At 63.3% G+C, this 23,957-nt stretch carries 24 protein-coding genes; 9 read left to right on the forward strand and 15 right to left on the reverse strand.

Annotated features, from left to right (window positions below):
* Positions 1 to 81: 81 nt before the first annotated feature.
* Positions 82 to 1,044: a tripartite tricarboxylate transporter substrate binding protein gene (locus NL528_RS43870; RefSeq protein WP_309180546.1), complete on the reverse strand. Its 963-nt coding sequence runs from the start codon at positions 1,042 to 1,044 to the stop codon at positions 82 to 84.
* Here NL528_RS43870 and NL528_RS43875 point away from each other — a divergent pair.
* Positions 1,031 to 1,312 carry a hypothetical protein gene (locus NL528_RS43875; RefSeq protein WP_309180547.1) on the forward strand — a complete coding sequence of 94 codons (282 nt, stop codon included), beginning with the start codon at positions 1,031 to 1,033 and terminating at the stop codon, positions 1,310 to 1,312. The genes NL528_RS43870 and NL528_RS43875 overlap by 14 nt on opposite strands.
* On the opposite strand, the gene NL528_RS43880 is transcribed toward NL528_RS43875, so the two are convergent.
* The 4 genes from NL528_RS43880 to cobS are packed head-to-tail and all read right to left on the reverse strand — an operon-like array spanning position 1,296 to position 5,680.
* The gene (locus NL528_RS43880) at positions 1,296 to 2,366 is read right to left on the reverse strand and encodes an esterase-like activity of phytase family protein (RefSeq protein WP_309180548.1); all 1,071 of its coding nucleotides are present in this window, start codon (positions 2,364 to 2,366) and stop codon (positions 1,296 to 1,298) included. The two genes, NL528_RS43875 and NL528_RS43880, sit on opposite strands and share 17 nt — an antisense overlap.
* 3 nt (positions 2,367 to 2,369) lie before the next feature.
* On the reverse strand, positions 2,370 to 4,271 hold the full coding sequence (gene cobT / locus NL528_RS43885) for a cobaltochelatase subunit CobT (protein WP_309180549.1): 1,902 nt from the start codon (positions 4,269 to 4,271) through the stop codon (positions 2,370 to 2,372).
* Complete coding sequence (locus tag NL528_RS43890) at positions 4,268 to 4,678, reverse strand: GNAT family N-acetyltransferase (RefSeq protein WP_309180550.1); 411 nt, start codon at positions 4,676 to 4,678, stop codon at positions 4,268 to 4,270. The genes cobT and NL528_RS43890 overlap by 4 nt, the downstream gene beginning before the upstream one ends.
* Before the next feature lie 3 nt (positions 4,679 to 4,681).
* Positions 4,682 to 5,680, reverse strand: coding sequence for a cobaltochelatase subunit CobS (cobS, locus tag NL528_RS43895; RefSeq protein ID WP_309180552.1), 999 nt, complete (start codon positions 5,678 to 5,680; stop codon positions 4,682 to 4,684).
* A 318-nt stretch (positions 5,681 to 5,998) separates the two neighbouring features.
* Here cobS and NL528_RS43900 point away from each other — a divergent pair, with 318 nt between their 5' ends.
* Entirely contained in the window at positions 5,999 to 6,661 is a 663-nt protein-coding gene (locus NL528_RS43900) for a DedA family protein (protein ID WP_309180553.1), read from the forward strand.
* A 2-nt stretch (positions 6,662 to 6,663) separates the two neighbouring features.
* Here NL528_RS43900 and NL528_RS43905 read toward each other — a convergent pair whose 3' ends face one another.
* On the reverse strand, positions 6,664 to 7,887 hold the full coding sequence (locus NL528_RS43905) for a citrate synthase family protein (RefSeq protein WP_309180554.1): 1,224 nt from the start codon (positions 7,885 to 7,887) through the stop codon (positions 6,664 to 6,666).
* Positions 7,888 to 7,962: 75 nt separating this feature from the next.
* Between NL528_RS43905 and NL528_RS43910 the strand changes: the two genes are divergently transcribed.
* Positions 7,963 to 9,066, forward strand: a complete 1,104-nt coding sequence (locus NL528_RS43910) for a citrate synthase/methylcitrate synthase (protein ID WP_309180556.1) — start codon at positions 7,963 to 7,965, stop codon at positions 9,064 to 9,066.
* A gap of 187 nt (positions 9,067 to 9,253) precedes the next feature.
* Here NL528_RS43910 and NL528_RS43915 read toward each other — a convergent pair whose 3' ends face one another.
* On the reverse strand, positions 9,254 to 9,913 hold the full coding sequence (locus tag NL528_RS43915) for a J domain-containing protein (protein ID WP_074272653.1): 660 nt from the start codon (positions 9,911 to 9,913) through the stop codon (positions 9,254 to 9,256).
* 110 nt (positions 9,914 to 10,023) lie between these two features.
* On the opposite strand from NL528_RS43915, the gene NL528_RS43920 reads away from it, so the two are divergent.
* Positions 10,024 to 10,299, forward strand: coding sequence for a BolA family protein (locus tag NL528_RS43920; RefSeq protein WP_309180557.1), 276 nt, complete (start codon positions 10,024 to 10,026; stop codon positions 10,297 to 10,299).
* Positions 10,300 to 10,453: 154 nt separating this feature from the next.
* Complete coding sequence (locus tag NL528_RS43925) at positions 10,454 to 10,891, forward strand: hypothetical protein (RefSeq protein ID WP_309180558.1); 438 nt, start codon at positions 10,454 to 10,456, stop codon at positions 10,889 to 10,891.
* 378 nt (positions 10,892 to 11,269) lie between these two features.
* On the opposite strand, the gene NL528_RS43930 is transcribed toward NL528_RS43925, so the two are convergent.
* Genes NL528_RS43930 through NL528_RS43940 form a run of 3 tightly spaced genes read right to left on the reverse strand, consistent with a single transcriptional unit; the run spans position 11,270 to position 14,375 of the window.
* Positions 11,270 to 12,586, reverse strand: a complete 1,317-nt coding sequence (locus tag NL528_RS43930; RefSeq protein ID WP_375143959.1) for an HlyC/CorC family transporter — start codon at positions 12,584 to 12,586, stop codon at positions 11,270 to 11,272.
* An 11-nt stretch (positions 12,587 to 12,597) separates the two neighbouring features.
* A complete protein-coding gene (aroB, locus tag NL528_RS43935) occupies positions 12,598 to 13,743 on the reverse strand; it encodes a 3-dehydroquinate synthase (protein WP_309180560.1) in 1,146 nt (381 codons plus the stop codon).
* Positions 13,743 to 14,375 carry a shikimate kinase gene (locus NL528_RS43940; protein ID WP_309180561.1) on the reverse strand — a complete coding sequence of 211 codons (633 nt, stop codon included), beginning with the start codon at positions 14,373 to 14,375 and terminating at the stop codon, positions 13,743 to 13,745. Before NL528_RS43940 ends, aroB begins: the two co-directional genes overlap by 1 nt.
* Before the next feature lie 162 nt (positions 14,376 to 14,537).
* Between NL528_RS43940 and NL528_RS43945 the strand changes: the two genes are divergently transcribed.
* The 3 genes from NL528_RS43945 to NL528_RS43955 all read left to right on the forward strand — a co-directional run bounded on the left by NL528_RS43945 (position 14,538) and on the right by NL528_RS43955 (position 16,798).
* Positions 14,538 to 14,684: a histidine kinase gene (locus NL528_RS43945; protein ID WP_074272649.1), complete on the forward strand. Its 147-nt coding sequence runs from the start codon at positions 14,538 to 14,540 to the stop codon at positions 14,682 to 14,684.
* Positions 14,685 to 14,700: 16 nt separating this feature from the next.
* Positions 14,701 to 15,654 (forward strand): site-specific tyrosine recombinase XerD, encoded by a 954-nt coding sequence (gene xerD, locus NL528_RS43950; protein WP_309180562.1) that lies wholly within the window; start codon positions 14,701 to 14,703, stop codon positions 15,652 to 15,654.
* Between the two features lie 181 nt (positions 15,655 to 15,835).
* Positions 15,836 to 16,798, forward strand: coding sequence for an acetyl-CoA carboxylase carboxyltransferase subunit alpha (locus NL528_RS43955; RefSeq protein ID WP_309185270.1), 963 nt, complete (start codon positions 15,836 to 15,838; stop codon positions 16,796 to 16,798).
* 2 nt (positions 16,799 to 16,800) lie between these two features.
* Here NL528_RS43955 and NL528_RS43960 read toward each other — a convergent pair whose 3' ends face one another.
* Positions 16,801 to 18,852: an acyltransferase family protein gene (locus tag NL528_RS43960; RefSeq protein WP_309180563.1), complete on the reverse strand. Its 2,052-nt coding sequence runs from the start codon at positions 18,850 to 18,852 to the stop codon at positions 16,801 to 16,803.
* 311 nt (positions 18,853 to 19,163) lie between these two features.
* On the opposite strand from NL528_RS43960, the gene NL528_RS43965 reads away from it, so the two are divergent.
* The gene (locus NL528_RS43965; RefSeq protein ID WP_309180565.1) at positions 19,164 to 20,654 is read left to right on the forward strand and encodes a murein L,D-transpeptidase family protein; all 1,491 of its coding nucleotides are present in this window, start codon (positions 19,164 to 19,166) and stop codon (positions 20,652 to 20,654) included.
* Positions 20,655 to 21,668: 1,014 nt separating this feature from the next.
* Here the strand turns inward: NL528_RS43965 and NL528_RS43970 are convergent.
* The 4 genes from NL528_RS43970 to NL528_RS43985 all read right to left on the reverse strand — a co-directional run bounded on the left by NL528_RS43970 (position 21,669) and on the right by NL528_RS43985 (position 23,946).
* A complete protein-coding gene (locus NL528_RS43970) occupies positions 21,669 to 22,133 on the reverse strand; it encodes an HPP family protein (protein ID WP_309180567.1) in 465 nt (154 codons plus the stop codon).
* A 7-nt stretch (positions 22,134 to 22,140) separates the two neighbouring features.
* Positions 22,141 to 22,437, reverse strand: a complete 297-nt coding sequence (locus tag NL528_RS43975) for an alcohol dehydrogenase catalytic domain-containing protein (protein ID WP_309180568.1) — start codon at positions 22,435 to 22,437, stop codon at positions 22,141 to 22,143.
* Between the two features lie 46 nt (positions 22,438 to 22,483).
* Positions 22,484 to 23,344 (reverse strand): alpha/beta hydrolase, encoded by an 861-nt coding sequence (locus NL528_RS43980; protein ID WP_309180569.1) that lies wholly within the window; start codon positions 23,342 to 23,344, stop codon positions 22,484 to 22,486.
* A gap of 146 nt (positions 23,345 to 23,490) precedes the next feature.
* Positions 23,491 to 23,946, reverse strand: a complete 456-nt coding sequence (locus NL528_RS43985) for a VOC family protein (RefSeq protein ID WP_309180570.1) — start codon at positions 23,944 to 23,946, stop codon at positions 23,491 to 23,493.
* Between the last annotated feature and the right edge of the window lie 11 nt (positions 23,947 to 23,957).

Consider the following 23,957-nt stretch of genomic DNA (forward strand, 5'->3'; position numbering starts at 1 on the left):
TCCGGATGCGAGGGAAGGTGTCGCTTCCTGTGTAGTCATGCACCCCCCGCTCCTCAACCCGCGCCTTGTGCAACCCTCCCCCTACTGCTTGATGCCCGTGGCCTTGATCAGCGCGAAGTTAGCCGCCGTCTCGCGCTTGACGAAATCATCCATCGCGGCCGGCGTCATCGGCAGCGGCTCGATGCCGAGTTTCTTCAGGTTCTCCTGCGTCGCCGGATCGGCCAGCACCTTTTCACCTGCGATATGGAGTTTCTCGACGATGTCGCGCGGCGTCTTCGCCGGCACGAACACGCCGAACCAGATCACGCTGTCGGCATCCTTCAAGCCGATCTCGACCGTACCGGGCACATCGGGCAGATCGGGAACGCGTTTGGGCGTCGATACCAGCAGCGCGCGGACCTGGCCCTCGCGGATCAACGGCAGCGCGGTCGCGAGCGGACAGAAATACAGGTCGATCCGGCCGCCCAGAATATCGGCGATGACTTCCGACCCGCCGCGATAGGGCACGTGCGTGGCCTCGAAGCCGGCGGCGAGGCGGAATTTCTCGGTGCTGATATGCACGGCGCTGCCGATGCCGACCGAGCCGAACGAAATCGAGCCAGGCTTGGCCTTGGCGTCGGCGATGAAATCCTGGATGGTTTTCCAGGGCCGCGAATTCGGCACGATCATCACGTTGGCGCTGGAGCCGATCATCAGTACCGAGGCGAGGTCGTGAGTGGCGTCGAACGCAAGGTTTGGGAAGATGGCCGGGGCAATCGTCAGCGCGTTGGAATTGGAGAGGATGCTGTAGCCGTCGGGATCGGCCTTCGCCACCTGACCCGAGCCGAGCGTTCCGCCGGCGCCGGCGCGGTTCTCGATCACGATCGGCTGGCCGAGTTCGATCGCGAGACGATCGAACAGCAGCCGCGGCACCACATCGGCCGCACTGCCGGCGCCGAACGGGATGGTCGCCTTGATCAGCCGGGACGGCCAGGTTTCCGCATGCCCCGTGGTGACGGCGAAGAGACCCGCCAGCACGCAGACGATTCGAATGGATGTGTTCATCAAACGCTCCGATTTCACTGGCCAGAGCGATGCAAGAACCATTCCGCTGGCGGCACTATTCGCCGAATTTGCCGACCCGCAGATCAACGATACGATAGCGGTTGCCCGGCATCAGCATGCAATCGGCCTCGGCGGAGAATTCGACGAACCACCTGCCATCGTCCGATTTGTCGGTCACTTTTCCGTAAGCGCCCATGCTGCGCGCAAAGCCGGGATCGTTGGTCGGCGCAAAGCCCGAACAAGTTCGAATATCACTCCACCAGCGTGAACTGCAGCAGCAGATTGCGCTGGATCGGCGAGAAATTGTCGTCGGAGACCAGGGTCAGCACGGTGTCGCCTTCCGGCGTCACATGGGCGTCGATGCCCTCCATGTTGTCGATCTCGTCGCCGAGATCGGCGTTGAAGATCGCGGGGCCATCGATCAGGGCGCCGGGGGCCACGGACGCGAGCGCGACGCGACGGATCCGGATGCCGATGCCGCCGAGCCAGGAAAATTTCCGCTCCAGCAGCAACAGATCGCTTGGCGGCAGCAGCACCGCGTCGCTGACGTCGAAATTGTCGGTGCGGCGGACGCTGAACTGGCCCGGCGTCTTGCCGCCGACCAGGAACGCGATGATGTTGCCGTTGGCATCGAGGCCGCGCTCGGAGATCGCGATCAGCGTCCCCGCCAGCGGCAGCCCCTTCGGCACCCAAACCAGCGCCTCGAGTCCCTTGTTGTTCGGCAGCTTGCGCACCGCCGGCGGCATCGGCACGACCTCGCCGGATGCGCGCGTAAAGCCCTTGGAGAAATCGAACCGCAGCACCTGATTGGCGCGCTCGAGGCCGATATAGACGAACGAGCCGTCCAGCGCGATCGATTCGGAATCATACCAGCGACGGCTGGTGATCGGCTTGCCGTCGGGGCCGAGCATCGGCGACGCCTCGACATCTTCAAGACCCGTCATCTCCCGGCCCGTGTAGACGATGCGGCCGGTGAACCAGCTCCCTTTGTCGCTGATGGCGATGAAGCGCTCGCCCTTGGCGTCGAGCCTTATTCCCGACAGTCCGCCAAAACCATGAAACGCCGAGGTCAGAATTAACCCGCTGCGGTATTCCAGCGAACCGAACCGCACATGCGAGCGATCGCGGGTATCGAACGCGGGCAACGGCCGGGCGTTGACCTCGATCGAAACTGGCGCGGTGACCGAATATTCGTCGGGCTTGAATGGTTTCGACGGCGGCTGGACGGCGGTTTGCGCCCGCGCGACGGCAGGCATCGTCATCGCCGAAAGCCCCGCCGCCGTGAAGTTCAGGAAGCGGCGGCGGCTAAGACGCGAGCGCATCTCTCAGGAATGCAAGCGGCGCGGCCGGCCATGTGTCGCGGGCGCCGCGCCGTGGGTCTCGCTGAACAGTTCGGCGAGCTTTTCGGTGATGGCGCCGCCAAGTTCTTCGGCGTCGACGATGGTGACCGCGCGCCGATAATAGCGGGTGACGTCGTGACCGATGCCGATCGCGATCAATTCGACCGGCGAGCGGGTCTCGATCTCCTCGATGATGTGGCGCAGATGCCGCTCGAGGTAATTGCCGGGGTTGACCGACAGAGTGGAGTCGTCGACCGGCGCGCCGTCGGAAATCATCATCAGGATCTTGCGCTGCTCGGAGCGGCCGAGCAGACGCTTGTGCGCCCAGTCCAGCGCCTCGCCGTCGATGTTTTCCTTGAGCAGACCTTCGCGCATCATCAAGCCGAGATTCTTGCGCGCGCGACGCCACGGGGCATCGGCGGATTTGTAGATGATGTGGCGCAGATCGTTCAGGCGACCCGGATTGGCCGGCTTGCCGGCGGCGAGCCACGCTTCGCGCGATTGCCCGCCCTTCCAGGCACGCGTGGTGAAGCCAAGAATCTCGACCTTGACGCCGCAGCGCTCCAGCGTGCGCGCCAGAATATCCGCGCAGGTCGCGGCGACCGTGATCGGGCGGCCGCGCATCGAGCCGGAATTGTCCAAGAGCAGCGTCACCACGGTATCGCGGAAGGTCGCTTCCTTCTCGTGCATGAAGGACAGCGGATGATAGGGATCGGTGACCACGCGCGACAGCCGGGCGGGGTCGAGAATGCCCTCTTCGAGATCGAACTCCCAGGCGCGGTTCTGCTGCGCCATCAGGCGGCGCTGCAGCCGGTTGGCGAGGCGGGCGACGATACCCTGCAGATGCGCGAGCTGCTTGTCGAGATAGGAGCGCAGCCGCTCCAGTTCGTCGTGGTCGCAGAGGTCTTCGGCCGCGATCACCTCGTCGAATTTCGGCGCAAAGGCATGATATTCCGGCCCGCGCGGCTCGTTGGCGCCGCGTGAATTCGGCCGCGTCGCTTCGCCCGGCGTCTCGTCGTCGCCGAGTTCACCGTCGTCGAAGGTGTCGCTGGTCGAGGCCTGAGCGCTCTCCATCGCGCTCTCCGACATCTCGTCGGTGGTCGCCTGCGCCTGATCGGCGCTCATCTCCTGCGCGGCGTCGCTATCGGGCGAGCCTTCGGCACCGGACTGATCGTTCTCGCCGTCCTGATTCTCGTCCTGGTTCTCGTCGTCGTCGGCATCGGCGTTGCGGTCATCGCCGAGGTCGAGCGCAGATAACAGGTCATGCACGAGGTCACCGAACCTGGCCTGATCTTCGGTGACGCGGCTCAACTTGTCGAGGCGCGCGCCGATCTTGTCTTCCAGTACCGGGCGCCAGAGATCGACCATTTTTTTCGCAGCTGCAGGCGGCGCCAGGCCAGTCAGGCGTTCGCGCACCAGCATCGCCAAGGCATCCGACAGCGGCGCATCGGCGCGATCGGTGATCTCGTCGAACTTGCCGCGATGGAAATGATCGTCGAGCATCGCGGTGAGGTTTTTCGCCACGCCGGCCATCCGGCGCGAGCCGATCGCTTCGACGCGGGCCTGCTCGACCGCCTCGAACACGCCGCGCGCCTGCGGATTTCCCGGCATCAGCTTGCGGTGAACCTTGGGATCGTGGCAGGCGAGTTTCAGCGCGATCGAATCGGCGTGGCCGCGCACGATCGCCGCATCCCGCCGGGTCATCTTGCGCGCCGGCTCCGGCAGCCGCGCCTTGCCCGGCGCCAGACCCGGCCGTTCGGCGGCGAACGTCACTTCGAGCTCCGGCTTTTTCGCGATCGCGCGCAGGCACGACGTCACCGCGCGCTTGAACGGTTCGGTCGGCGCTTCCTTCGACCCGGTGCGGAATTTGGGGTTGGATGTGCTCATAGCGTTTTTGTGAACCAATGGCGCGTCACGCCGCCCGGATAGCCTTCGATCGAACCGAATTCCTCATAGCCGCATGCGCGGTAGAAGCCCGGCGCCTGAAAACTCATCGTGTCGAGATAAGACTTCGTCGCCCCAAAGCGTCTCGCTTCGTCTTCAATCGCCCTTATCAGCTTTGTTCCATAGTCCTTGCCGCGAAGCTTCTGCTCGATCCAGAACAACTGTATGAACAGCACCGTGGTCCAGACCTCCCCGACAATCCCACCGACGATCTTGTTGCCTTCGGTCAGTGAGACGGCGAGGCGTTTGTATTTTTGCTTCCCCATCTTCTCGGTGTTGTAGCCGATAAGTCCGCCGAGCACCGCTTTCTTGGTCTTTCCAATGGTGCGCTCGACGGAAATGGACGGCATGGACTAGCTGAGCGCCACGTTCACTGAACTCTCGGCCAGCTCTGCGTTAAAGCAGCGCTGATAGAATTCAGCCACCAGCGGCCGTTCCAGTTCGTCGCATTTGTTGAGGAAGGTGACGCGGAACGCAAAGCCGATGTCGGTGAAGATATCGGCGTTCTCGGCCCAGGTGATCACCGTGCGCGGGCTCATCACCGTCGAGAGATCGCCATTGGCGAATGCGTTGCGGGTCAGGTCCGCGAGCCGCACCATCTTGTTGACGATGTCGCGGCCTTCCTGGGTGCGGTAGTGATGCGCTTTCGCCAGCACGATTTCTACTTCCTCGTCATGCGCCAGATAATTCAGCGTGGTGACGATCGACCAGCGGTCCATCTGGCCCTGGTTGATCTGCTGGGTGCCGTGATAGAGGCCGGAGGTATCGCCGAGACCCACCGTGTTGGCGGTCGAGAACAGGCGAAACGCCGGATGCGGCTTGATCACCTTGTTCTGGTCGAGCAGGGTCAGACGGCCGGAGACTTCCAGCACGCGCTGAATCACGAACATCACGTCGGGACGGCCGGCGTCATATTCGTCGAACACCAGCGCGATATTGTGCTGCAGCGCCCAGGGCAGAATGCCGTCACGGAATTCCGTAACCTGCTTGCCGTCCTTGACGACGATGGAGTCCTTGCCGACCAGATCGATACGGCTGATGTGGCTGTCGAGATTGACGCGCACGCAGGGCCAGTTCAGCCGCGCGGCGACCTGTTCGATATGGGTCGATTTACCGGTGCCGTGATAGCCGGTCACCATCACCCGGCGGTTCTTGGCAAAGCCGGCGAGGATCGCGAGCGTGGTGGCGCGATCGAAACGGTAATCCGAATCGACGTCGGGTACGTGCGGATCGACTTCGGAATAAGCCGGCACCTCAAGGTCGCTGTCGATACCGAACACCTGCCGGACCGACACCTTCATGTCAGGCAAACCGACGGGCTCGATAGTTTTGGTCATGGCGGCGGTCGTCATCAATCCTCCGAGGTCCCGGGCGTTCCCGAAACCAGATTTGCGGCATGGCTGCGGATGGGTGCAGGCACAAACCTAGCAGAGAGCAACGGCCGGCAGAAGCCCGCGGCACAATCAAAGTTCCGTTGCCTTATCATTGAGATAGGTGCTGAACTCGATTTTTGGAGGGCTGCCCTGCGAATCACGCCGCACTTTTACCGGCGGCCGGGCCGCCCCCACCCGGAACCGGTGGGGCTGGATGGCACTTTCTACCTCCGCCTCGAGTTGTTACCTCTGAACATCAAGCATCTCGCCCTTATCCCTTATTGAGACAGGAACCTTGTGACTTCATTCCTTGATCCCCTGATTGCGTTCGTCTCGGCCCATGCGTGGTTGGCCTACCTCACGCTGTTCCTTGCCGCCCTGCTGGAAGCCGTCCCGGTGGTCGGCTCGCTGGTTCCGGGCTCGACCATCATCCTCGCCCTGAGCGCGTTGGTGCCCGGCGGCGAGTTGCAGTTCGGGCCGGTATTGGCGGCGGCTGCCGCCGGCGCTTTGCTCGGCGACGGAACCGCATTCTGGGTCGGCCATCGCTCGCAACGCGAGATCCTCAGCGCCTGGCCGATGACGAATTATCCGGGCATGGTGGCGCAAAGCGAGGCGTTCTTCAATCGCTGGGGCGCATTGGCGGTGTTCTTTGCGCGATTCGTGCCGCCGATCCGCGCTTTCGTGCCGATCACAGCCGGTGCGCTCGGGATGCCGCCGTTGCGATTCTACGGTGTCAACGTTCCCGCGATTCTGGCCTGGGCGCCGGCGCATGTGCTGCCGGGCGTGCTCGCGGTCTCGGCGCTGCACGAATATGCCGGCCTGCCGCATCATGAGCATGTCGGCAAGCATCTCTGGATGTTTGCGGTGCTCGGCGGCGCGTTGATTGTCGCGCTCGCGATCTGGACCATCCGCCGCCGTCACGGCGGCGGCGTGATCGAGCCGGCCAAGCCCGCCGAGTAGCCTCACCTGTCGTTCGATGCCATCCCTCGCCCCGGCGCCGGGCCGACATAGCGTGCGCGCGGGCGGATCAGCCCGCCGTGCTGCAGCTGTTCGCTTGCATGCGCGATCCAGCCGACCGTGCGCGCCATGGCAAATAACGCCAATTCGCTGCCTGCGGGCAGCCGCAAACTGTGCACCAGCACCGCCAGCGCATAATCGATGTTGACGAACTCGCCGGTGGCTTCCGCGATCCGCTCCGGGATTTCCCTTGTGAATTTTCGCGCGGCGCCGGCGCGCGCCAGCGCTTCCAGCATTGAAATGGCGCGCGGATCGCCACGCTTGTAAACGCCGTGACCGAAGCCCGCGAAGCGTTCACCGAGCGCAACCCGTTCGCGGATGACGGGCGCGACGTCGTTATCGACCAGCGTCCTGACCAGCCGCGAGGCCAGCACGCCGGCGCCGCCATGCTTCGGGCCTTTCAAGGCGACGAGACCCGCGATCACGGCGTCATACAGGTTCAGTCCGGTCGAAGCCGCGCACCGCACGGTGAAGGTCGAGGCGTTCAATTCGTGATCGGCCAGCAGCACCAGCGCGCGGCGAATCAGATCGGCGGCATGTTTGTTGTCAGGCGCCCAGGCCTGCGCAATCTGCAGATGGAGCGGCTGCGACGACGGCGCGGTGTTGAGCATGGTCGCGACCACCAGCCGCAGAATGCGCGCACCGACCATGGCGCGCCCGTCAGCGGCGCGGGTAAACGCCCGCGGATCGGCGCTGGCCGCGAGCGCCAGCACGGCGATGGCGCGATCGATCGGCGCGGCGCGGCGCGCGGCGTCGGCGATCGCGCGCATCTCCTCGGAAATCTGCGGATCGTTATCGGCCGCGAACGGATCGACGCCGGCGACATCCCACAGCAGCGTCGCGGCATGCTCCAGCGTGTCTTTTTCCGCGAGATCGACGCAGTTGACGCCGCGGTAGATCGGGCCGTCCTCGGTGATGGTCGCAATCGCCGAATCCATCACCGGCAAATCAGCATCGAAGCTTCTGAGGCCGCGCGGTTCCGGCGACGGCACGCGCCGCTCCTTCAGCGTGCGGATGTCCTCGGTCCGGTAACGGTGGCTGCGCGAATCCGACAACGGCTCCGAGCGGATCAGCCCGCGGCTGACATAGGCGTAGAGCGTCGCCGGGGAGACCGCGAGTTCGGCCGAGGCCTCGCGGGCGGAGAGGTAAAGCCCTGCGGATTTTTTCATATTGATTTACATAATCAAGATTGATCAATCTGTCGAGAGGGCCGATTTTTTGCGGGACAACAAAGGAGACCCGTCATGAACATCCAGCTTTCCAAAACCCCGATCGGCCTCGACGGCGTACCGGCCGCCGAAACCGTGCTGAGCCATGTCGATGGCGAGCGCGGCGAACTGATCATTGCCGGCGAGCGCGTCGGCGACCTCGCCCGCAAGACCGGCTTCGAAGGTGTCACAGCAAGGTTATGGAGCGGCGGAACCGGCCAGCCGGTCGGCGAGGCCGCGGTCCGCGCCGCACTGGGGGCCGCCCGCGAACGCGCCTTTGCCCGGTTGCCGGACCTGCTCGGAATTACCCGTGGGCTGTCGGTCGTCGATGGTTTCCGGGCCGCGATCGCAGGGCTGCGCGCCGAAAATGGACTGCCGCATGAGGCCACCATCGTCGGCGCGTTTCCGGTCATCGCCGGCGCGCTGGTCCAGCGCGCCCGCGGCAACGACCCCATCGCACCGGATGCGACGCTCAGCCATGCCGCCGATACGCTGTCGATGATGCTGGGCCGCAAACCCGGTGCACGCGAGGTCGCGGCGCTCGACGCCTATTTCGTCACCGTGTGCGATCACGGCATGAACGCATCGACCTTTACGACGCGCGTCATCGCCTCGACCCAGGCCGATTTGTTCGCAGCCGTCACCGGTGGATATTGTGCGCTGACCGGACCGCTGCATGGCGGCGCGCCGGAGCCGGTGCTGGAAATGCTCGACGCGATCGGCTCACGCGAGCGCATCAGGCCATGGGTCGACAGCGCGCTTAAACGCGGCGAACGGCTGATGGGCTTTGGCCACCGTGTCTATCGCGGGCGCGATCCGCGCGCCGATGTGCTCAAGGAGGCCATCGAGCGGCTTGCGGTCGATGGCACCGACCTGCCGTTCGCCGGCGAAGTCGAAGCCTATATCCGCGCGGCGTTGCGGCAGAAAAACCCGGACCGTCCGCTCGACACCAATGTGGAATTCTTCACCGCGATCCTGCTCGATGCGCTGAAAATCCCGCGGCAGGCGTTCACGCCGATCTTCGCGGTCGCGCGTGCGGCCGGCTGGACCGCACACGCCCGCGAGCAGCAGCGCGGCGGCCGGCTGATCCGGCCGAGTTCGGCCTATATCGGAGCGATGCCGGATTCGTCGCGCGGCTAAGGCATTTTTGAAGTGAGCGACAGCAGACTGCAGTTCCCACCGTCGTCCCTGCCTCGTGCGCAGTTGCGCACGGGAGCAGCGACCCATACGCCGCGGCCCATCGATTGGATGGTCTGGTAGACGCCTTGTGTAAACAATTAGCGCCGGTGGCTATGGGCGCCCCTGCTTTCGCAGGGGCGACGAGAGACTAGCTCGCGCCGCGCACCACGGTCTTGAGATAATTATACGCCTTGATGATCTCGATCAGGCGATCCTCGGTGGAGCGGTCGCCGCCATTGGCGTCGGGGTGGTGCTGCTTCACCAGCGCCTTGTATTTTGCCTTGACGATTTCCAGCGTCGCGTCGGGGCCGAGCCCCATCACCTGCAGCGCCTTGCGCTCGGCGTTCATCACCTTCCGGGTCTCAGGCTTGGCCTCGCCGGCCGCGCCGCCCGGGCCCGGCCGCCAGCGGCCACGGCCGTTGAGTTCGCTGAACATGCTGAATGGATCGGCGGCCGCGTCCAGATCGGCCTCGGCGCCTGCCTTGCCTTTCTTGCCGCCGTTGGCGCCCATCTTCCAGGTCGGACGATGGCCGGTCAGCGCATCCTTCTGGTAGCGCGCGACGGCGTCGGCATTCATGCCCTGGAAAAAATTGTAGGACTGGTTGTATTCGCGGACGTGGTTGAGACAAAAGTGCCAGTACTCTTTCGAGTTCTCACGGCCCTTCGGCGCCCGGTGCGGCCCCTTGTTCGGGCAACCCGCCCACTCGCACATCGCGGATTCTTCCCGCGCCTGCGCCTGCTGCTTCGCGCTCAGCTTGTTGGGCTTGATGCGAATGGAGTCGAAGAATTTGGATGAATCAATCGCCATAGCTAACTTTGACTACGCAATGCCCAAGGCTTCAAGTCTTGACATTGACAATACCTCAACTGTGGATGCGCCATTGACGAAAAGCGGCTTTGGAGCGTATTGCCGCCGCCATGAGCACCAGGGACGCTATCATAAACAAGTTGCGTGAAGCTTTCACGCCGGAAAGCCTCGACGTCGCGGACGAATCACATCTGCATGAGGGCCATGCCGGCCACCGGCCGGGCGGCGAGACGCATTTCAGGGTCTATATTGTGTCGCCCGCCTTCGAAGGGAAGAGCCGGATCGAACGCCACCGCATGATTAACGCGACGCTTTCGGCGGAACTTGAGGGCTCGGTGCACGCGCTGGCGATCAAGGCGGAGGCGTCGGGGGAAAACGCCGGCTGAATTCGGCGAGGCTCGCCCGCGCTGATCCAGATCGCGGCAGACGCCACCGCCGTTTTCCATTATTTTGGATAATCGCGCAGGCGATGAACCGGTTCCTTTGGAACGGGGATCAGGCTTACCCCGGGGCGTCGCCGACAATCGAAGGGGCAGTCCGATGGTTCATTGGGCACATCTGCGATTTGCAGCTGCCGTCGTTGCCGTATGCGGCGCGGACAAGGCCTCGGCGCAGGACATGCCGAGCCCGTTCGTACAGGAGGTTCTGGTCAAGAGCATCCTGGTGTCGCTCAACGACGCGGTGGCGGCGGACAATTTCACGGTATTCCACGCCAAAATATCAAAGCCGTTCCGCGACCAGTTTCCGCCGGAAAAGCTGCGGACGGTCTTCAAGGATTTGATCGAGAAGCACGCCGTATTCGACGCCGTGGTCGCAAAGCCGATCGTTTCCGACGAAGACGCCAAAATCGACGAGAAGGGCGTGTTGCGGCTGAAAGGCCATTTCGAGACGACGCCCAAGCAGGTGAAGTACCAGTTTGGGTTCATTCCGGCCGACGGCACCTGGAAGCTCAGCGGCGTCAGCATCGATATCGAATAATCTCTCCGAAATCCGTCACCTGTGCCCTTCGAGACGGCCGCACCGCGGCCTCAACGGGTGACGGGGTTGAGCGCAGTGACACTTATTCGGCCTTTATGACGTGACCGCGCCGTTCGTCTGGAATTCCTACGCCGGCCTTTTCATATTGGCCGCAGGAAACGGCGCGCGATGCGCGGGCTTGGGCGATTTCCTGTTATTTTGGTGCGGTCATGGACAATCATTCGCAACGGAGCGGCGAGAGCCCGTATTCCACGCTGGGCTGCATCCTGCTGCTTTTGGGAACCGGGATAGCCGTCAAGACCGGCGCGGCAATCCACCTGTGCCAACTGGCTCAGGGTTCCTGCCACCTGCCTCTGAATTGGTGACGAGGACCCGCGCTCAGAACGCCGTCCCCGCCCGCTTCGGCTTTTTCTCTTCGGTTTCGGCCTCGCGCGGCACCGCCACGATCCGCAGCGCGGTGATGCGGTTGCGCTCGCGGCGAAGCACGCGGAAGCGGAAACCATGGAAGGTGAAACTCTGGCCGCGCTCAGGGATCGAACGCGCCTCGTGAATCACCAGCCCCGCGATGGTGGTCGCTTCCTCGTCGGGCAGATGCCAATCCATCGCGCGGTTGAGATCGCGGATCGGCACCGAACCATCGACCACGACCGAGCCGTCGGGCTGGGCGCGGACGCCGGCCACCACCACGTCGTGCTCGTCGGAGATATCGCCGACGATCTCTTCCAGAATATCCTCCAGCGTCACCATGCCTTCGACCTCGCCATACTCGTCGACGACGAGCGCGAAGTGGGTCTTGCGGCGGCGGAACGCCTTCAGCTGTTCGGACACCGACCGCATCTCCGGCACGAACCATGGCGGCAGCGCGATGGTCGAGACGTCGATCTTGGCGGTGTCGCCTTCGGAGGCCCGGATCGCCCGCAACAGGTCCTTGGCGTGCAGCACGCCGATGATGTTTTCCGGCTTGTCGCGCCACAAGGGAATGCGGGTATATTCGGTCGCCAGCACCTCGCGCACCAGGTCTTCCGGCGGCAGGTCGGCATTGATCATCACCATCTCGGTGCGATGGACCATCACGTCGGACACCTGCAGCTCGCGCAGGTCCAACAGGCCGCCGAACATGTCGCGGTCCTGCTTTTCGACGTTGCCTTCGTGATGCAGAAGATCGACCGCACCGCGCAGCCGCTCGGTCGGCGACAGCAGCGGCTGATTGTGGCCGATCTTGACGCCGAGCATCCGCATCAGCAGTCGGACGATCGCTTCGACAACGGCAAGCAGCGGGCCCAGCAGATACAACATCAGCCGCATCGGGCGGGCGACCAGAAGCGACACCCGGTCCGGCGCATTGATGGCGATGGTCTTCGGCAGCACCTCAGCAAAGATCACGACCAGCGCCGTCATGAGGCCGGTGGCATAGAGCACGCCAACCTCGCCGAACCAGGCGGTGAATATGCCGGTCGCGAGCGCCGAGGCGCCGATATTGGCGATGTTGTTGCCGAGCAAGAGCGCTCCGATCAAGCGCTCGCGCATGGCGATGAGGCTGGAAACCACGCCGGCCTCGCGGTTGCCCTGCTTCGACAGCCGCAGCATGCTGGCGCGCGAGGCGCCGGTCAGCGCGGTCTCGCTCGCCGCGAAGAACGCGGAGACGAAGAGACAGGCGACGACGATGGAGAGCGCGATCCAATCCAAGTTATTCATCCGGACAGAGTTCAGGTCTTCGCCAGCTTGCGTTGAAGAAAATCGCGGACCAGCGCGGGCTCGACGTCGTTGGCAATCACCGCGCGGCCCACGGCCTCCAGCAGGATGAAGGTCAGCTTGCCGCGCTTGACCTTCTTGTCCTGCGCCATCAGCGTCATCAGCGCGTCGGCATCGGCGAGACCCTCCTGGGCAAAGCCGGCGATATCCTGCAGATGGGTCGGCAGGCCCACCGAAGCAAGGTGGCGTTCGACCCGGGCGGCGTCGGCCAGCGAGATCATGCCGAGCTGCGCGGAAAATTCCGCCGCCAGCACCATGCCGACCGACACGCCTTCGCCGTGGAACAGCCGATCGGAAAAACCGGTCGCCGCCTCCAGCGCGTGGCCGAAGGTATGACCGAGATTGAGCAGCGCCCGCTCGCCGGTCTCGCGCTCGTCGCGCGATACGATCGCGGCCTTGGCGCGGCAGGAGGTTGCGATCGCGTGCTCGCGCGCGGCACTTCCCGAAAAGATCTCGGCGGCATTGGCTTCCAGCCAGGTGAAGAACGCCTCGTCGCCGAGCACGCCATATTTGGCGACTTCGGCGTAGCCGGCGCGGAACTGGCGCGGCGACAGGGTGTCGAGCACCGAAGTGTCGGCGATCACGAGAACCGGCTGATGAAACGCGCCGAGCAGGTTTTTTCCCTGCGGCGAATTGATCCCGGTCTTGCCGCCGACGGACGAATCGACCTGCGCCAGCAATGAGGTCGGCACCTGCACGAAATCGACGCCGCGGCGCAGGATCGCCGCGGCAAAGCCTGCGAGATCGCCGACCACGCCGCCGCCGAGCGCGATCACCAGATCGTTGCGCTCGATCCTGGCCGCGATCAGCGCTTCCGAGACCTTCTCCAGTCCGGCATAGGTCTTCGAGCCCTCGCCTTCCTCGACGATGACATGCGAGGTGGCGATGCCGGCCGCCGCCAGCGAGCTTTCGGTTTGCTCCAGCCAATGCTTTGCGACGGTGCGGTCGGTCACAACAGCGGTCCGCACCCCCGGCCGCAACGCCGCGACGCGTCCGCCCAGCGTCTGCAGCACATCACGGCCGATGATGATGTCATAGGCGCGGTCGCCGAGCGCGACGTCGACGGTGATCGGTTTCGAATGCTTCAGTGGCGCAGTCATCACGTGACGCTCATTCCGTCGGTTGTTTGCTGGGTCGGCGGCGTCGCGTCGCCGCACAGCCGGGCGCGCAGGGCCTCGATACATTCATCAACAATTCGTTCGTGCGGCACATCGCGCGACCAGATCGTCAGATCGGCGTTCTGATAGACCGGCTCGCGCTGTTCGAGCAGACGGCTAACGGTCGCAGCCGGATCCTCGGTCTGCAACAGCGGCCGGTCGGCGCGACGCTTGACCCGGCGCATGATGATGTCGGCATCGGCCTTGAGCCAGATCGAGACCGCCTTGTCGCGGATGCGGTTGCGGGTTTCCTCGCGCATGAAGGCGCCGCCGCCGGTGGCCAGCACGGCCGGGCCGTTGTCGAGCAGTCGCGCGATCACCCGCGCCTCGCCGTCCCGGAAATGCGGCTCGCCATGGGTTTCGAAAATATCGGGGATCGACATCCCGGCCGCCGCCTCGATCTCGATATCGGCATCGAGGAACGGCAGCCGCAGCCGTCCGGCAAGCCGGCGTCCGATGGTGGATTTGCCGGCGCCCATCATGCCGACCAGCACGATCGAACGCCTTCCGAGGGCCGCCGTGATTGCGGCGTCCTGGGGTGCGTTGGCGGGTGCCGGTGTGGCTGTCTCGGGCATCAAAACCTTGTCATCGGTGGATTTTCCGCGGTTCACGCCACCTATACTACCCCCGCCGATACCGTTGCCAGAGACTCTTGCAACGCCGGGAGGAACATGTAGGTAGTCGGGCCCTGCTTCCCCGATGATTTCAATGGTTAATTTGCCACCTGAGGCTTCCCGATGCCCAGCCTGTTCCGCTTCCTGACGGTCGTGGCCGTGATCGCCGGAATCATCTACGGCATCATTTTCGCGCTGGCGAATTTTGTGAACCCGAAGCCCCGGGAAATCACCGTCACCATCCCCGCAGATAAGTTCCTCAAGAAATAGGGGCTATCATCCTGGAATGCGTTCCAAGCCCCCAGATGCCGAACTGACCAGCCTGTTCCTCGACATGCTCGCGGCCGAACAGGGCGCGGGCGCCAATACGCTCGACGCCTACCGCCGCGACCTCACCGATTTCTCCGAGTTCCTCATGCACGCCGGCCAAAGCTTTGCCGGCGCAGAGACCCAAACGCTGCGGGACTACCTCGCCGATCTCGATTCGCGCGGCTTCAAATCCTCCAGCGTGGCCCGCCGGCTGTCGGCGATGCGGCATTTGTTCCGCTTCCTGCTGAACGAACGGATTCGCAGCGACGATCCGGCGGCGATCCTGTCGGGTCCGAAACGCGGTCGCGGCCTGCCAAAGGTGCTGTCGATCTCGGACGTCGACCGCATGCTGACGCGCGCCCAGGAATTGACGCGCACGGACGTTTCGCCTGCGCAGCGGCTGCGCGCGCTGCGGCTGTATTGCCTGCTGGAAGTGCTCTACGCCACCGGCCTGCGGGTCTCCGAGCTGGTCTCGCTGCCGCTATCGGCCGCGCGCCGCGACGCCCGCATGATCGTGGTGCGCGGCAAGGGAAACAAGGAACGGCTGGTGCCGCTCAATGAAGCCTCGCGCCAGGCGATGGCCGACTATCTGGCCGCAATGGAAGTGATGAAGCCGGAGAAGAAGAAAAACGCCGCCGCATCGAAATGGCTGTTCCCCTCGTTCGGCGAGAGCGGGCATTTGACGCGGCAGCATTTTGCGCGCGACCTCAAGGAGCTCGCCGCCGCCTCCGGCCTGGCGCCGCGGCTGGTCAGCCCGCATGTGCTGCGGCACGCCTTTGCCAGCCACCTCCTGCATAACGGCGCCGACCTGCGCATCGTGCAGACGCTGCTCGGCCACACCGATATCTCGACCACGCAGATCTACACCCATGTGGTCGAGGAGCGGCTGAAAAGCCTGGTGCGCGACCTGCATCCGCTGGCGGAGAAGTAGGTTCGAAAACGCAGCGGCGCCTTGACTTCGGCGGCTTCTCCCCCGAAAGAGCCGTCACCCGCCCGCAACCAGCCGCGCGCATTCTCCCCGAATGCACGCTAAATCGTTGAAGATACGAACGTTCTCTGCCCCCTACCGAAACCGCTTCGCCCGCAAGCATGTTCCTCTCTATATTGATTTGATGCCGGATCAGATGCGCAGCTACCTCGACTTCGAAAAACCCGTCGCCGAACTCGAGGCCAAGGTCGACGAGTTGCGCGCGCTTGCCGCGACCGGCAGCGACATCGGCGATGAGATTTCGCGGATCGAGGACAAGGCGTCGCAAGCGCTGAGCGACCTCTACGCCAACCTCACGCCGTGGCAGAAGACGCTGGTGGCGCGCCATCCGCAGCGTCCGCACTTCACCGATTTCGTCACCGCGCTGATCCCGGAATTCACACCGATGGCGGGCGACCGCAAGTACGGCGAGGACGAGGCGCTGATGGGCGGCTTCGGCCGCTTCCGCGGCGAGAGCATCTGCGTGATCGGCCAGGAAAAGGGCGCCACCACCGAAAGCCGGATCAAGCACAATTTCGGCATGGCCCGCCCCGAAGGCTACCGCAAGGCGGTCCGGCTGATGGAGATGGCGGACCGTTTCGGTATCCCCGTGCTGTCGATTGTCGATTCGGCCGGCGCCTATCCCGGCATCGGCGCCGAGGAACGCGGCCAGGCGGAAGCGATTGCCCGCTCCACCGACGCCTGCCTGTCGCTGGGCGTGCCCAATATCGCAATCATCACTGGCGAGGGCATGTCGGGCGGAGCGATCGCGATCACCACGGCAAACCGCGTGCTGATGTTCGAGCACGCGATCTACAGCGTGATCTCGCCGGAGGCGGCATCCTCGATCCTGTGGCGGGACGGCACCAAGGCCCAGGAAGCCGCCACCAGCATGAAGATCACCGCGCAGGACATGCTGCGCTTCGGAGTGATCGACCAGATCCTGAAAGAGCCCGCCGGCGGCGCCCATCGCGACTCCAAGGCCATGATCGCGGCTACCGGCGACGCCATTGCGCAAGCGCTCAACGATTTACGCAATCTCGATGGCGATGGCATCCGACGGCAGCGGCGGCAGAAATTCCTCGATATCGGCCGGAAGCTCGGCTGATTTCAGTCGGCTTTTTTCCCGGCGTCAGGTCCAGCGCGGAGGGCTGACCTGAACGCGGCGTCAAACACGCCCCGGAACTGCATCGCATTGAGGTTGGAAATGTGGGCGGTATCGCGAAAATTGGCCTGCCCGTTCCTGACCAGATAGCAGTACCCTTGCTCGCAGACCACGGACGACGGATCCACCGTAACCAGCCGCGGATCGTCCCTGTGCTTTTGCACAATTTGCACCATCGCGTCCCTGAGCGAACTCATCGTCAGGACGGGATCGGCCTTGACCCTCCATTCATCGATCGTCCTGCCGGCCCGGACCTGATTTTCAATCCACCGCTGCGGAAGGTCGAAGCCGAAGTGCAGCAGCGGCATGATCAGGATGACGGTCTTGCCCGAGGCAAGCAGTTTTTCAACCAGGGCCGAGACCTCGAGCCCATCGGCCCAGTTACTTGCCAGCACGACGATGCTCGGCCCGGTCCGGCCCAGCGCGAAATCCAGCGTGCTGCGGTTGAATTTCCGGCACGAGGGCTGATCCCCCGAATTCCCTGCAGGATCGTCCAGGAAAGCCCTGCATCCGTTCTGCGTCGCGATCAGTCCATGGATTCCGCTGGCGAGCGCTGCTGCAGAAATCGGCTCGAGGTACTGGTTGGCATATGAATCCCCCCACAGGATTGCGGAAGGCCTCCCCGCGACCTCCGCGCTGCCGAAACTGCAATAGGTCTCGGTCGCCTTTTTGGTGGAATTCGAATCCCTGAAACACTCGTCCCGTGGCGTGCTGGTCCGTCGCGCCAGTTCGGCCGACAACATGTACTCCGGCAGCCTGTTTGGGAAACCGCGGTTCAGGAACGCCAACGCCACGAACCCGATGGACAGCGCGAACGCAGCGCCGGAACTCGCCAGCAGCCTGCGCGGCGTCCAGAAATCCCGCCGCAATCGGACCGGTTGCTCGACGAAGCGATAGGAGATTGCGCCGAGCCCAAGCGACGCCAGCACCATCAATGTCTTTTGCGTGGCGCCGACGCCATAACCGCGCAGGGACAGCCAGCTCAGCGCGAAGACCCAGATCGGCCAGTGCCATAGGTAGATCGAGTAGGACCAGTCGCCGATGCGCTGGATCGATGAGATCGCCAGCAAGCTGCCCGCGCCGGCACCCTGTCGCGCCGCGACGATCATTGCCGCGCCCAGGATCGGCGGGATGGTGAGCACGCCCGGCCATCGCGATTCCGGGAAAGGGGAGAGGATGCAGCCCGCGACCAGCGTCCAGCCCAGGACAGCGATCATCACAGCGATCATCGGCGTTTCCAACCACGAGGCTTTGGCAAGATTCTTGGCAAATTTCTTGGCAGGACTTTCGGATCGGCGCTGCAACTCTGCGATGGCGACCAATCCGCCGGCCAACGGTTCCCAGGCTCTGGCCGGCAAGGCGAAAAAGGACGAGCCCGTGGCGTCGTTCTGGCTCTCCCACAAACACCACGCCAGCGACAGGGCCGCTGCGACCTGAAACGTTGTCATCACCGCGCTGACCTTGGACCTGGAAGCCAGGCGCCAGACCAGCGGTACGACCACAGGCATCCAGAAATAGAACTGCCCCTCCAGCGAAAGCGACCAGGTATGCAACAGCGGCTTGGTCTGGGCCGCCATCGCGAAATAGCCGTTGTCGCTGTTGAAGGCGAAATTCGACTGGAATATCAGCGCCGACAACGCCTGCAGCAGGTGCTTCAAATATTCGTTCGGCAAGGTCACGAACCAGCCGACGACGATGGTCGAAGCGATCATCACCGCCAGCGCCGGATAGATCCGGCGCAGCCGCATCAGAAGGAACGTAATGAACGAAAACCGGCCCAGCGCCAGGTCGTTCAGCACCTTGCCCGTCATCAGGTAGCCGGTGATCACCAGGAAGATATCGACGCCGACAAAGCCCCCGGCGAACCCCGGTATCTGGCAGTGGTAGCCAACGACCGCAGCCACCGAAACCGCGCGCAGCGCGTTGATGTCGAGACGGAAGGCGTCTCGATTCGCGGGCTTGTCTGTCGCCTTCAACACAGTTGCGGCTCTCTCCATCGCCTTCTCATGCGCGATCTGCGCCCATATCCGCGGGGCCGGGGCGACGGAGGTTCGTCAATCCGGGTGGCAAGTTGGGCCTATTTCCTCGAAAATCGCCGATTTTTGGTCGAATCAGCCGATTCGGCCGCAATTAGGCCCAGACCCCGGTCTTTAACCTCTGTTGACTATGCTTGTCATGTGACCGGCCCGCCGCCCCCCGTTCGGGTTGCGAGCCGAGTGGCCAAAGGGTAGTATTTTAAACAATGGCTTCAGGGCATGAACGCTATGTTGGGGTGCGTAAAATGCCCGGTGGGTGTGGAGCTTAGCCTTTGATATATCGCACGCTGGTTCGCGCGCTCGTTACGTCGGCCGCCCTTGCGGCCGGTGTGCTGCTGGCCGGCTGCAACAGCGACGAAGTCTCGCTCGCCACCAACGCCAAGGCCAACCAGCCGGTCCCGCCAAAACTCCTCGCCGCGATGGTCGAGAAGGACATGGATCTCAATTCACCGATCCTGGTCCGGCTGTTCAAGGAGGAAGCGGAGCTCGAGGTCTGGAAGCAGGATCGCTCCGGCCGCTTTGCGCTGCTCAAGACCTATCCGATCTGCCGCTGGTCGGGCGATCTCGGCCCGAAGGTGCGTGAAGGCGACCGCCAGGCGCCGGAAGGTTTCTATGCGATCTCGCCGGCGCAGATGAACCCGCAGTCGGCCTATTATCTGTCGTTCAATACCGGCTATCCGAACGCGTTCGATCGCGCGCTTGGGCGCACCGGTTCGCAGCTGATGGTACATGGCGATTGCTCGTCGCGCGGCTGCTACGCGATGACCGACGAACAGATCGCGGAAATCTATTCGCTCGGCCGCGAATCCTTCTTCGGCGGCCAGCGCGCGTTCCAGCTGCAGGCCTATCCGTTCAAGATGACGCCAATCAACATGGCGAAACATCGCAACAACCCGAACATGCCGTTCTGGAAGATGATCAAGGAAGGCTGGGATCATTTCGAGATCACGCGGCAGGAGCCGAAGGTCGATTTCTGCGAGAAGAAATACGTGTTCGATGCCATCAAGGCGCCGAACGCCACGCGCGATCCGGTATTCGACGCTTCGGCCAAGTGCCCGGCCTACGCCATTCCCGATGAGCTCGCCGACGCCACGCGCGAAAGGGAACAACAGGACGCCGCCGAGACCGCCAAGCTGATCTCAAAGGGAACGCCGGTTGCCCGGCTGAACACCGGCATCGATGGCGGCATGAACAAGATATTTGCCGCCAAGGTGCCCGAAGGCAACACCGGCTTGTCCGAAGGCGGCGACGGCCAGAGCCTGTCGCTGCTGTCGATGGCACGTGCGCCCGGCACCATTCCTGCGACCGTCAATCCGCCGCGCGCGCCGTCCGATAATCTCCTGCTCGGCGCGCCGCAGGAACCAAAGATCGCAGCAGCGGCTGCGGCCCCCGCCGCGGGACCGACGCGGGTGGCGAATGCAGCGCCGAACGCGCAATCCGACGGGTTCTTCAGCAACCTCGCCCGCAAGGTCGGCATCGGCGGCACGGCCGACGCTACGGCGAGCACAGCAAGCACCGCGCCACCCCCGCCCGCGAAGCCGAAAGTGATCGAAGCCAAGCGGACCGAAACGCCGCATCCGGCCGCCGTGCCAAAGGCCGAGACAAAACAGGCCGCCGCCAAGCCCGCGCTGAAGCCGTCGGCTTCCGACACCGCCTCCGCGGCACCTGCCCCTGCGCCCGCCGCGAAGGATAGCCTGGTTGCGGGATCGGCGCCGATCGTGTCGTCGAATTCGTTCGACAGCCGCTTCGGGGCGGTGAAGTAAGCGCGGCTCGCGCTTCCAGCCCATAGCCTCAACCGTCATTGCGAGCCACCGGGTCGGCGCAAAGCGCCGCCCGATGACAGGCTCCGCGAAGCAATCCACGTTTCTACGCGGGGAGAGAATGGATTGCCGCGTCGCTTCGCTCCTCGCAATGACGGGATAAGATTTCTGATCCGAATGTCAAACAGCTTCGGGATATGAGTCCGCATTCTCGCGGCGCGATCCGCCCGAGCTTTGCGTTGTTTTCCACCCTCGTAAAGCGCAGAGGGCGCAGGGAAAGCCGGGTGCGCGCTGCACCCGCGGTCTCGTGTGCAATGTGCACGAGAAAATGCGCACACGAGCATACAGGTTCAGCGGAGAGCATCCGGCCTTCCCTGCGCAATGGTTTTACGGCTTATAGCGCGCTCTCCCCGGTGACCGGCTTTCTTGTCACCGTCATCCCTGAGAAGCTTGCTTCTCAAAAACTTGACGCCAGCATCGGGGCGTCAGGACCACACGACTTTGCCGTCCGCATCAGCCGCGCTCGTCAGTCGCAGCATCTACGTCCACCGCATCCCACCGCGCGTTTCGTGACGATCGCGAGCCGCCCCTCTTGTCGGGTGAGACGCGCGGAGAAACACCACTGATTTGCCCGACGCGACAAGCGGAATATTTTTTCGAGGGGGACTGGACAACCCAAATCACGTTGATCGGCTTCAGGAATTTAGATTTTCGCGCGCCGCATTCGAGACCGTCTCTATTCGTTCGTTAGGCTGCGTCGCCAGTGTGACAGTGTTTCGCTTTTGTAAGGTCAACGGTCGCGGGTTGGTTCAGTTAGCCAAGCCGTGAACCGATAAATATGCTGGCTGACGATTTGACCAATGTCCGGTGTACCCCGATGGCCGAATAATCCCGCTGCGCAGCGAAATGTCGCGATGTGCCAACAAGCGACATTGGCATGCTTTCCCCGGCTTAAAACGCAACGGGTGTGAAACGCTTCAAGGTCACCACCACCGGATGGGCCAGGTATCTCCTTCATTAACGCCTCGCGTGACGAGATTGTGCCAAGCAAAAGCAAACGTTGCGAGCAGCACGGCGCCGATGCCAACTGGCACAATCAGAAAGCTCCAGGACATGTTGTTGACGACAACAACCAGCGGATCGATGCCGGCAGGGGTGAAACGTGCCGGTCAGATGCATTGCGACCATTGCCAAACCAACAGCGACGGCGGCGGCCCACGGCGCTGGGCCGCACAATTTCACAACCAGCAGTCCAACGAGCGTGGAGACAAGATGACCGCCGACAAGGGCGCGAGGTTGCGCCGGTTCTGCCTTTGGTGAGCCCAATACTGTTACGATCGACGTCGCGAATGGAATCGCGAAGAGCGGAAATGCCCTCTCAATGGAGAACGCTTCCATGCTCCCGATGGCAATTGCGCCCCCGGCCGCTCCGGCGAGAATGGCAAGCAGCTGAGGTCGGTCGAGCATCCAGGCCTGTGGCATGATCGATTCAGTTGCGCGGGCGGGCGACGTTGTCGCCCCGCTCTAGCATTTCGCCAGGATCCAGGCCTCGGTCGATTCCGTGAAACTCGCCACCCGGGCATGATTTCACGAGGCCCACGCATTCGATGCCGCTGACGGGAGCCGCCTTGGCCCACTCACCCCGGCACATATGCATCTCGGCGTGATCGATGCCGAACGCCTTTACTTGGATGACGACATGTACGGCCCTCGGCTCAGGCTCGGGGATCTCTTTGATGACCAGGCTATCGGGGCCACCAAATTTTTCGAGAACGATTGCGCGCATCGGGTCACTCCTCGGAAGGCTTACAATTTCGACTAAATGTCGAGCGTCACTTGGAGCGCGACAGGAAATTGCGGATTGCCACAGCGATCTCGTCACAGTGCGTCTCGAGGGCGAAGTGGCCGGTGTCGAAGAAGCGCACGTCAGCGTCTGGAATGTCACGCTTGAACGCCTCGGCGCCCGGCGGCAGAAAAAACGGGTCGTTCTTGCCCCAAGCTGCCAGAAACGGCGGCTTGTGCTTGCGAAAATAGGCCTGGAATTCGGGATACAGCGCGATGTTGCTCTTGTAGTCGCCGAAGAGGTCGAGCTGCACTTCATCAGCGCCAGATCGTGCGAGATAGAAGTTGTCGAGCGAATACCCGTCCGGAGAAACCGAGGACGTGTCGGCGACGCCGTGGGTGTATTGCCAGACCGTTGTCTCGGGCGAAAGAAAGCCGCGGAGGGCTCTGCGGTTTGCTTCGGACGGGTCCTGCCAGTATGCGCGGATCGGGTTCCAACCGTCGCTGAGGCCCTCGACATACGCATTGCCATTCTGCGAGATGATGGCGGTGATGCGCTCCGGGTGCCTCACCGCGAGGCGGAAACCAGTCGGCGCGCCATAGTCGAAGACATAGATGGCGAAGCGGTCAAGTCCGATTACTTCAGTGAAGCGGTCAATAGCCCCCGCGATGTTGTCGAAGGTGTAGCTGAACTTGGTCCGTTCCGGCATGTCCGATTGGCCAAACCCGGGCAGATCGGGCGCAATCACATGAAATCGGTCGGCGAGCTGCGGAATGAGATCGCGAAACATGTGGCTTGCTGTTGGAAAGCCGTGCAACAGGAGGATCGTTGGCGCGTCCTTCGGCCCGGCTTCGCGATAGAATACTCCTATGCCGTCGACATCCACCTTCCGGTAAGTGACTGCGCGCATGGGAACTCCTTTCGTTCTCTAGTCAATGCTGCTGATGGAGGTTATCGATAGGGGGTTCGAGAATGAAAAACCCAGAAAAGGTATCCGTCCCGACCTCCTCCTGGGCTTGCCGCGCATGGTAGACGTTGCGAAGCTTCCACAATACCTTACACATTGCGGTAACCCCGTTCCTGCAGCACCCAGCTGTTGCCGTCCGGGTCCGAGAAGTCGGCGAAGCTGGCGTAGTCCCTGCGCGCGGGGTCGAGCCCGGGTGCGAAACTTCCGTCCCAAGCATCGATGGGTACCTTGTGCCGGATCTCACCGACTTTCACCCCACGTTCGAGCAGGCGGCTCCGCGCAGCCTCAAGATCGGTGACAACGAGATAGACGTTGCGAAGTGACCCGACGGGCGCGTCGGTGAGTCCGCGACCGATCTGTATCGAGCAGCTGGAGCCTGGCGGAGTGAGCTGCACGACGCGGAACGCGTCGTTCGGCGAATAGTCGACATCGAGCGTGAAGCCGACCTGATCGACATAGAATCGCAGCACTCGCTCGACATCGCTCACCGGCAACGTGATCACCTCGACTGACAACCTCACGACCGCCATGCTGGTTGTGTTCATCGTACCTCGCC

Origin of the sequence: Bradyrhizobium sp. Ash2021, assembly GCF_031202265.1 — a bacterium.
Classification (GTDB): Bacteria; Pseudomonadota; Alphaproteobacteria; order Rhizobiales; family Xanthobacteraceae; genus Bradyrhizobium.

Bases quoted from the DNA above. Each gene is read 5' to 3' on its own strand.
- NL528_RS43870 (WP_309180546.1), bottom strand. From the start codon at position 1,044: ATGAACACATCCATTCGAATCGTCTGCGTGCTGGCGGGTCTCTTCGCC.
- cobT (WP_309180549.1), bottom strand. From the start codon at position 4,271: ATGAGCACATCCAACCCCAAATTCCGCACCGGGTCGAAGGAAGCGCCG.
- NL528_RS43925 (WP_309180558.1), top strand. From the start codon at position 10,454: ATGGTTCATTGGGCACATCTGCGATTTGCAGCTGCCGTCGTTGCCGTA.
- NL528_RS43980 (WP_309180569.1), bottom strand. From the start codon at position 23,344: ATGCGCGCAGTCACTTACCGGAAGGTGGATGTCGACGGCATAGGAGTA.
- xerD (WP_309180562.1), top strand. From the start codon at position 14,701: ATGCGTTCCAAGCCCCCAGATGCCGAACTGACCAGCCTGTTCCTCGAC.
- NL528_RS43915 (WP_074272653.1), bottom strand. From the start codon at position 9,913: ATGGCGATTGATTCATCCAAATTCTTCGACTCCATTCGCATCAAGCCC.
- NL528_RS43985 (WP_309180570.1), bottom strand. From the start codon at position 23,946: ATGAACACAACCAGCATGGCGGTCGTGAGGTTGTCAGTCGAGGTGATC.
- NL528_RS43955 (WP_309185270.1), top strand. From the start codon at position 15,836: ATGCCGGATCAGATGCGCAGCTACCTCGACTTCGAAAAACCCGTCGCC.
- NL528_RS43890 (WP_309180550.1), bottom strand. From the start codon at position 4,678: ATGCCGTCCATTTCCGTCGAGCGCACCATTGGAAAGACCAAGAAAGCG.
- aroB (WP_309180560.1), bottom strand. From the start codon at position 13,743: ATGACTGCGCCACTGAAGCATTCGAAACCGATCACCGTCGACGTCGCG.
- NL528_RS43905 (WP_309180554.1), bottom strand. From the start codon at position 7,887: ATGAAAAAATCCGCAGGGCTTTACCTCTCCGCCCGCGAGGCCTCGGCC.
- NL528_RS43930 (WP_375143959.1), bottom strand. From the start codon at position 12,586: ATGAATAACTTGGATTGGATCGCGCTCTCCATCGTCGTCGCCTGTCTC.
- cobS (WP_309180552.1), bottom strand. From the start codon at position 5,680: ATGACGACCGCCGCCATGACCAAAACTATCGAGCCCGTCGGTTTGCCT.
- NL528_RS43875 (WP_309180547.1), top strand. From the start codon at position 1,031: ATGGATGTGTTCATCAAACGCTCCGATTTCACTGGCCAGAGCGATGCA.
- NL528_RS43910 (WP_309180556.1), top strand. From the start codon at position 7,963: ATGAACATCCAGCTTTCCAAAACCCCGATCGGCCTCGACGGCGTACCG.
- NL528_RS43940 (WP_309180561.1), bottom strand. From the start codon at position 14,375: ATGCCCGAGACAGCCACACCGGCACCCGCCAACGCACCCCAGGACGCC.
- NL528_RS43960 (WP_309180563.1), bottom strand. From the start codon at position 18,852: ATGGAGAGAGCCGCAACTGTGTTGAAGGCGACAGACAAGCCCGCGAAT.
- NL528_RS43945 (WP_074272649.1), top strand. From the start codon at position 14,538: ATGCCCAGCCTGTTCCGCTTCCTGACGGTCGTGGCCGTGATCGCCGGA.
- NL528_RS43975 (WP_309180568.1), bottom strand. From the start codon at position 22,437: ATGCGCGCAATCGTTCTCGAAAAATTTGGTGGCCCCGATAGCCTGGTC.
- NL528_RS43880 (WP_309180548.1), bottom strand. From the start codon at position 2,366: ATGCGCTCGCGTCTTAGCCGCCGCCGCTTCCTGAACTTCACGGCGGCG.
- NL528_RS43970 (WP_309180567.1), bottom strand. From the start codon at position 22,133: ATGCCACAGGCCTGGATGCTCGACCGACCTCAGCTGCTTGCCATTCTC.
- NL528_RS43920 (WP_309180557.1), top strand. From the start codon at position 10,024: ATGAGCACCAGGGACGCTATCATAAACAAGTTGCGTGAAGCTTTCACG.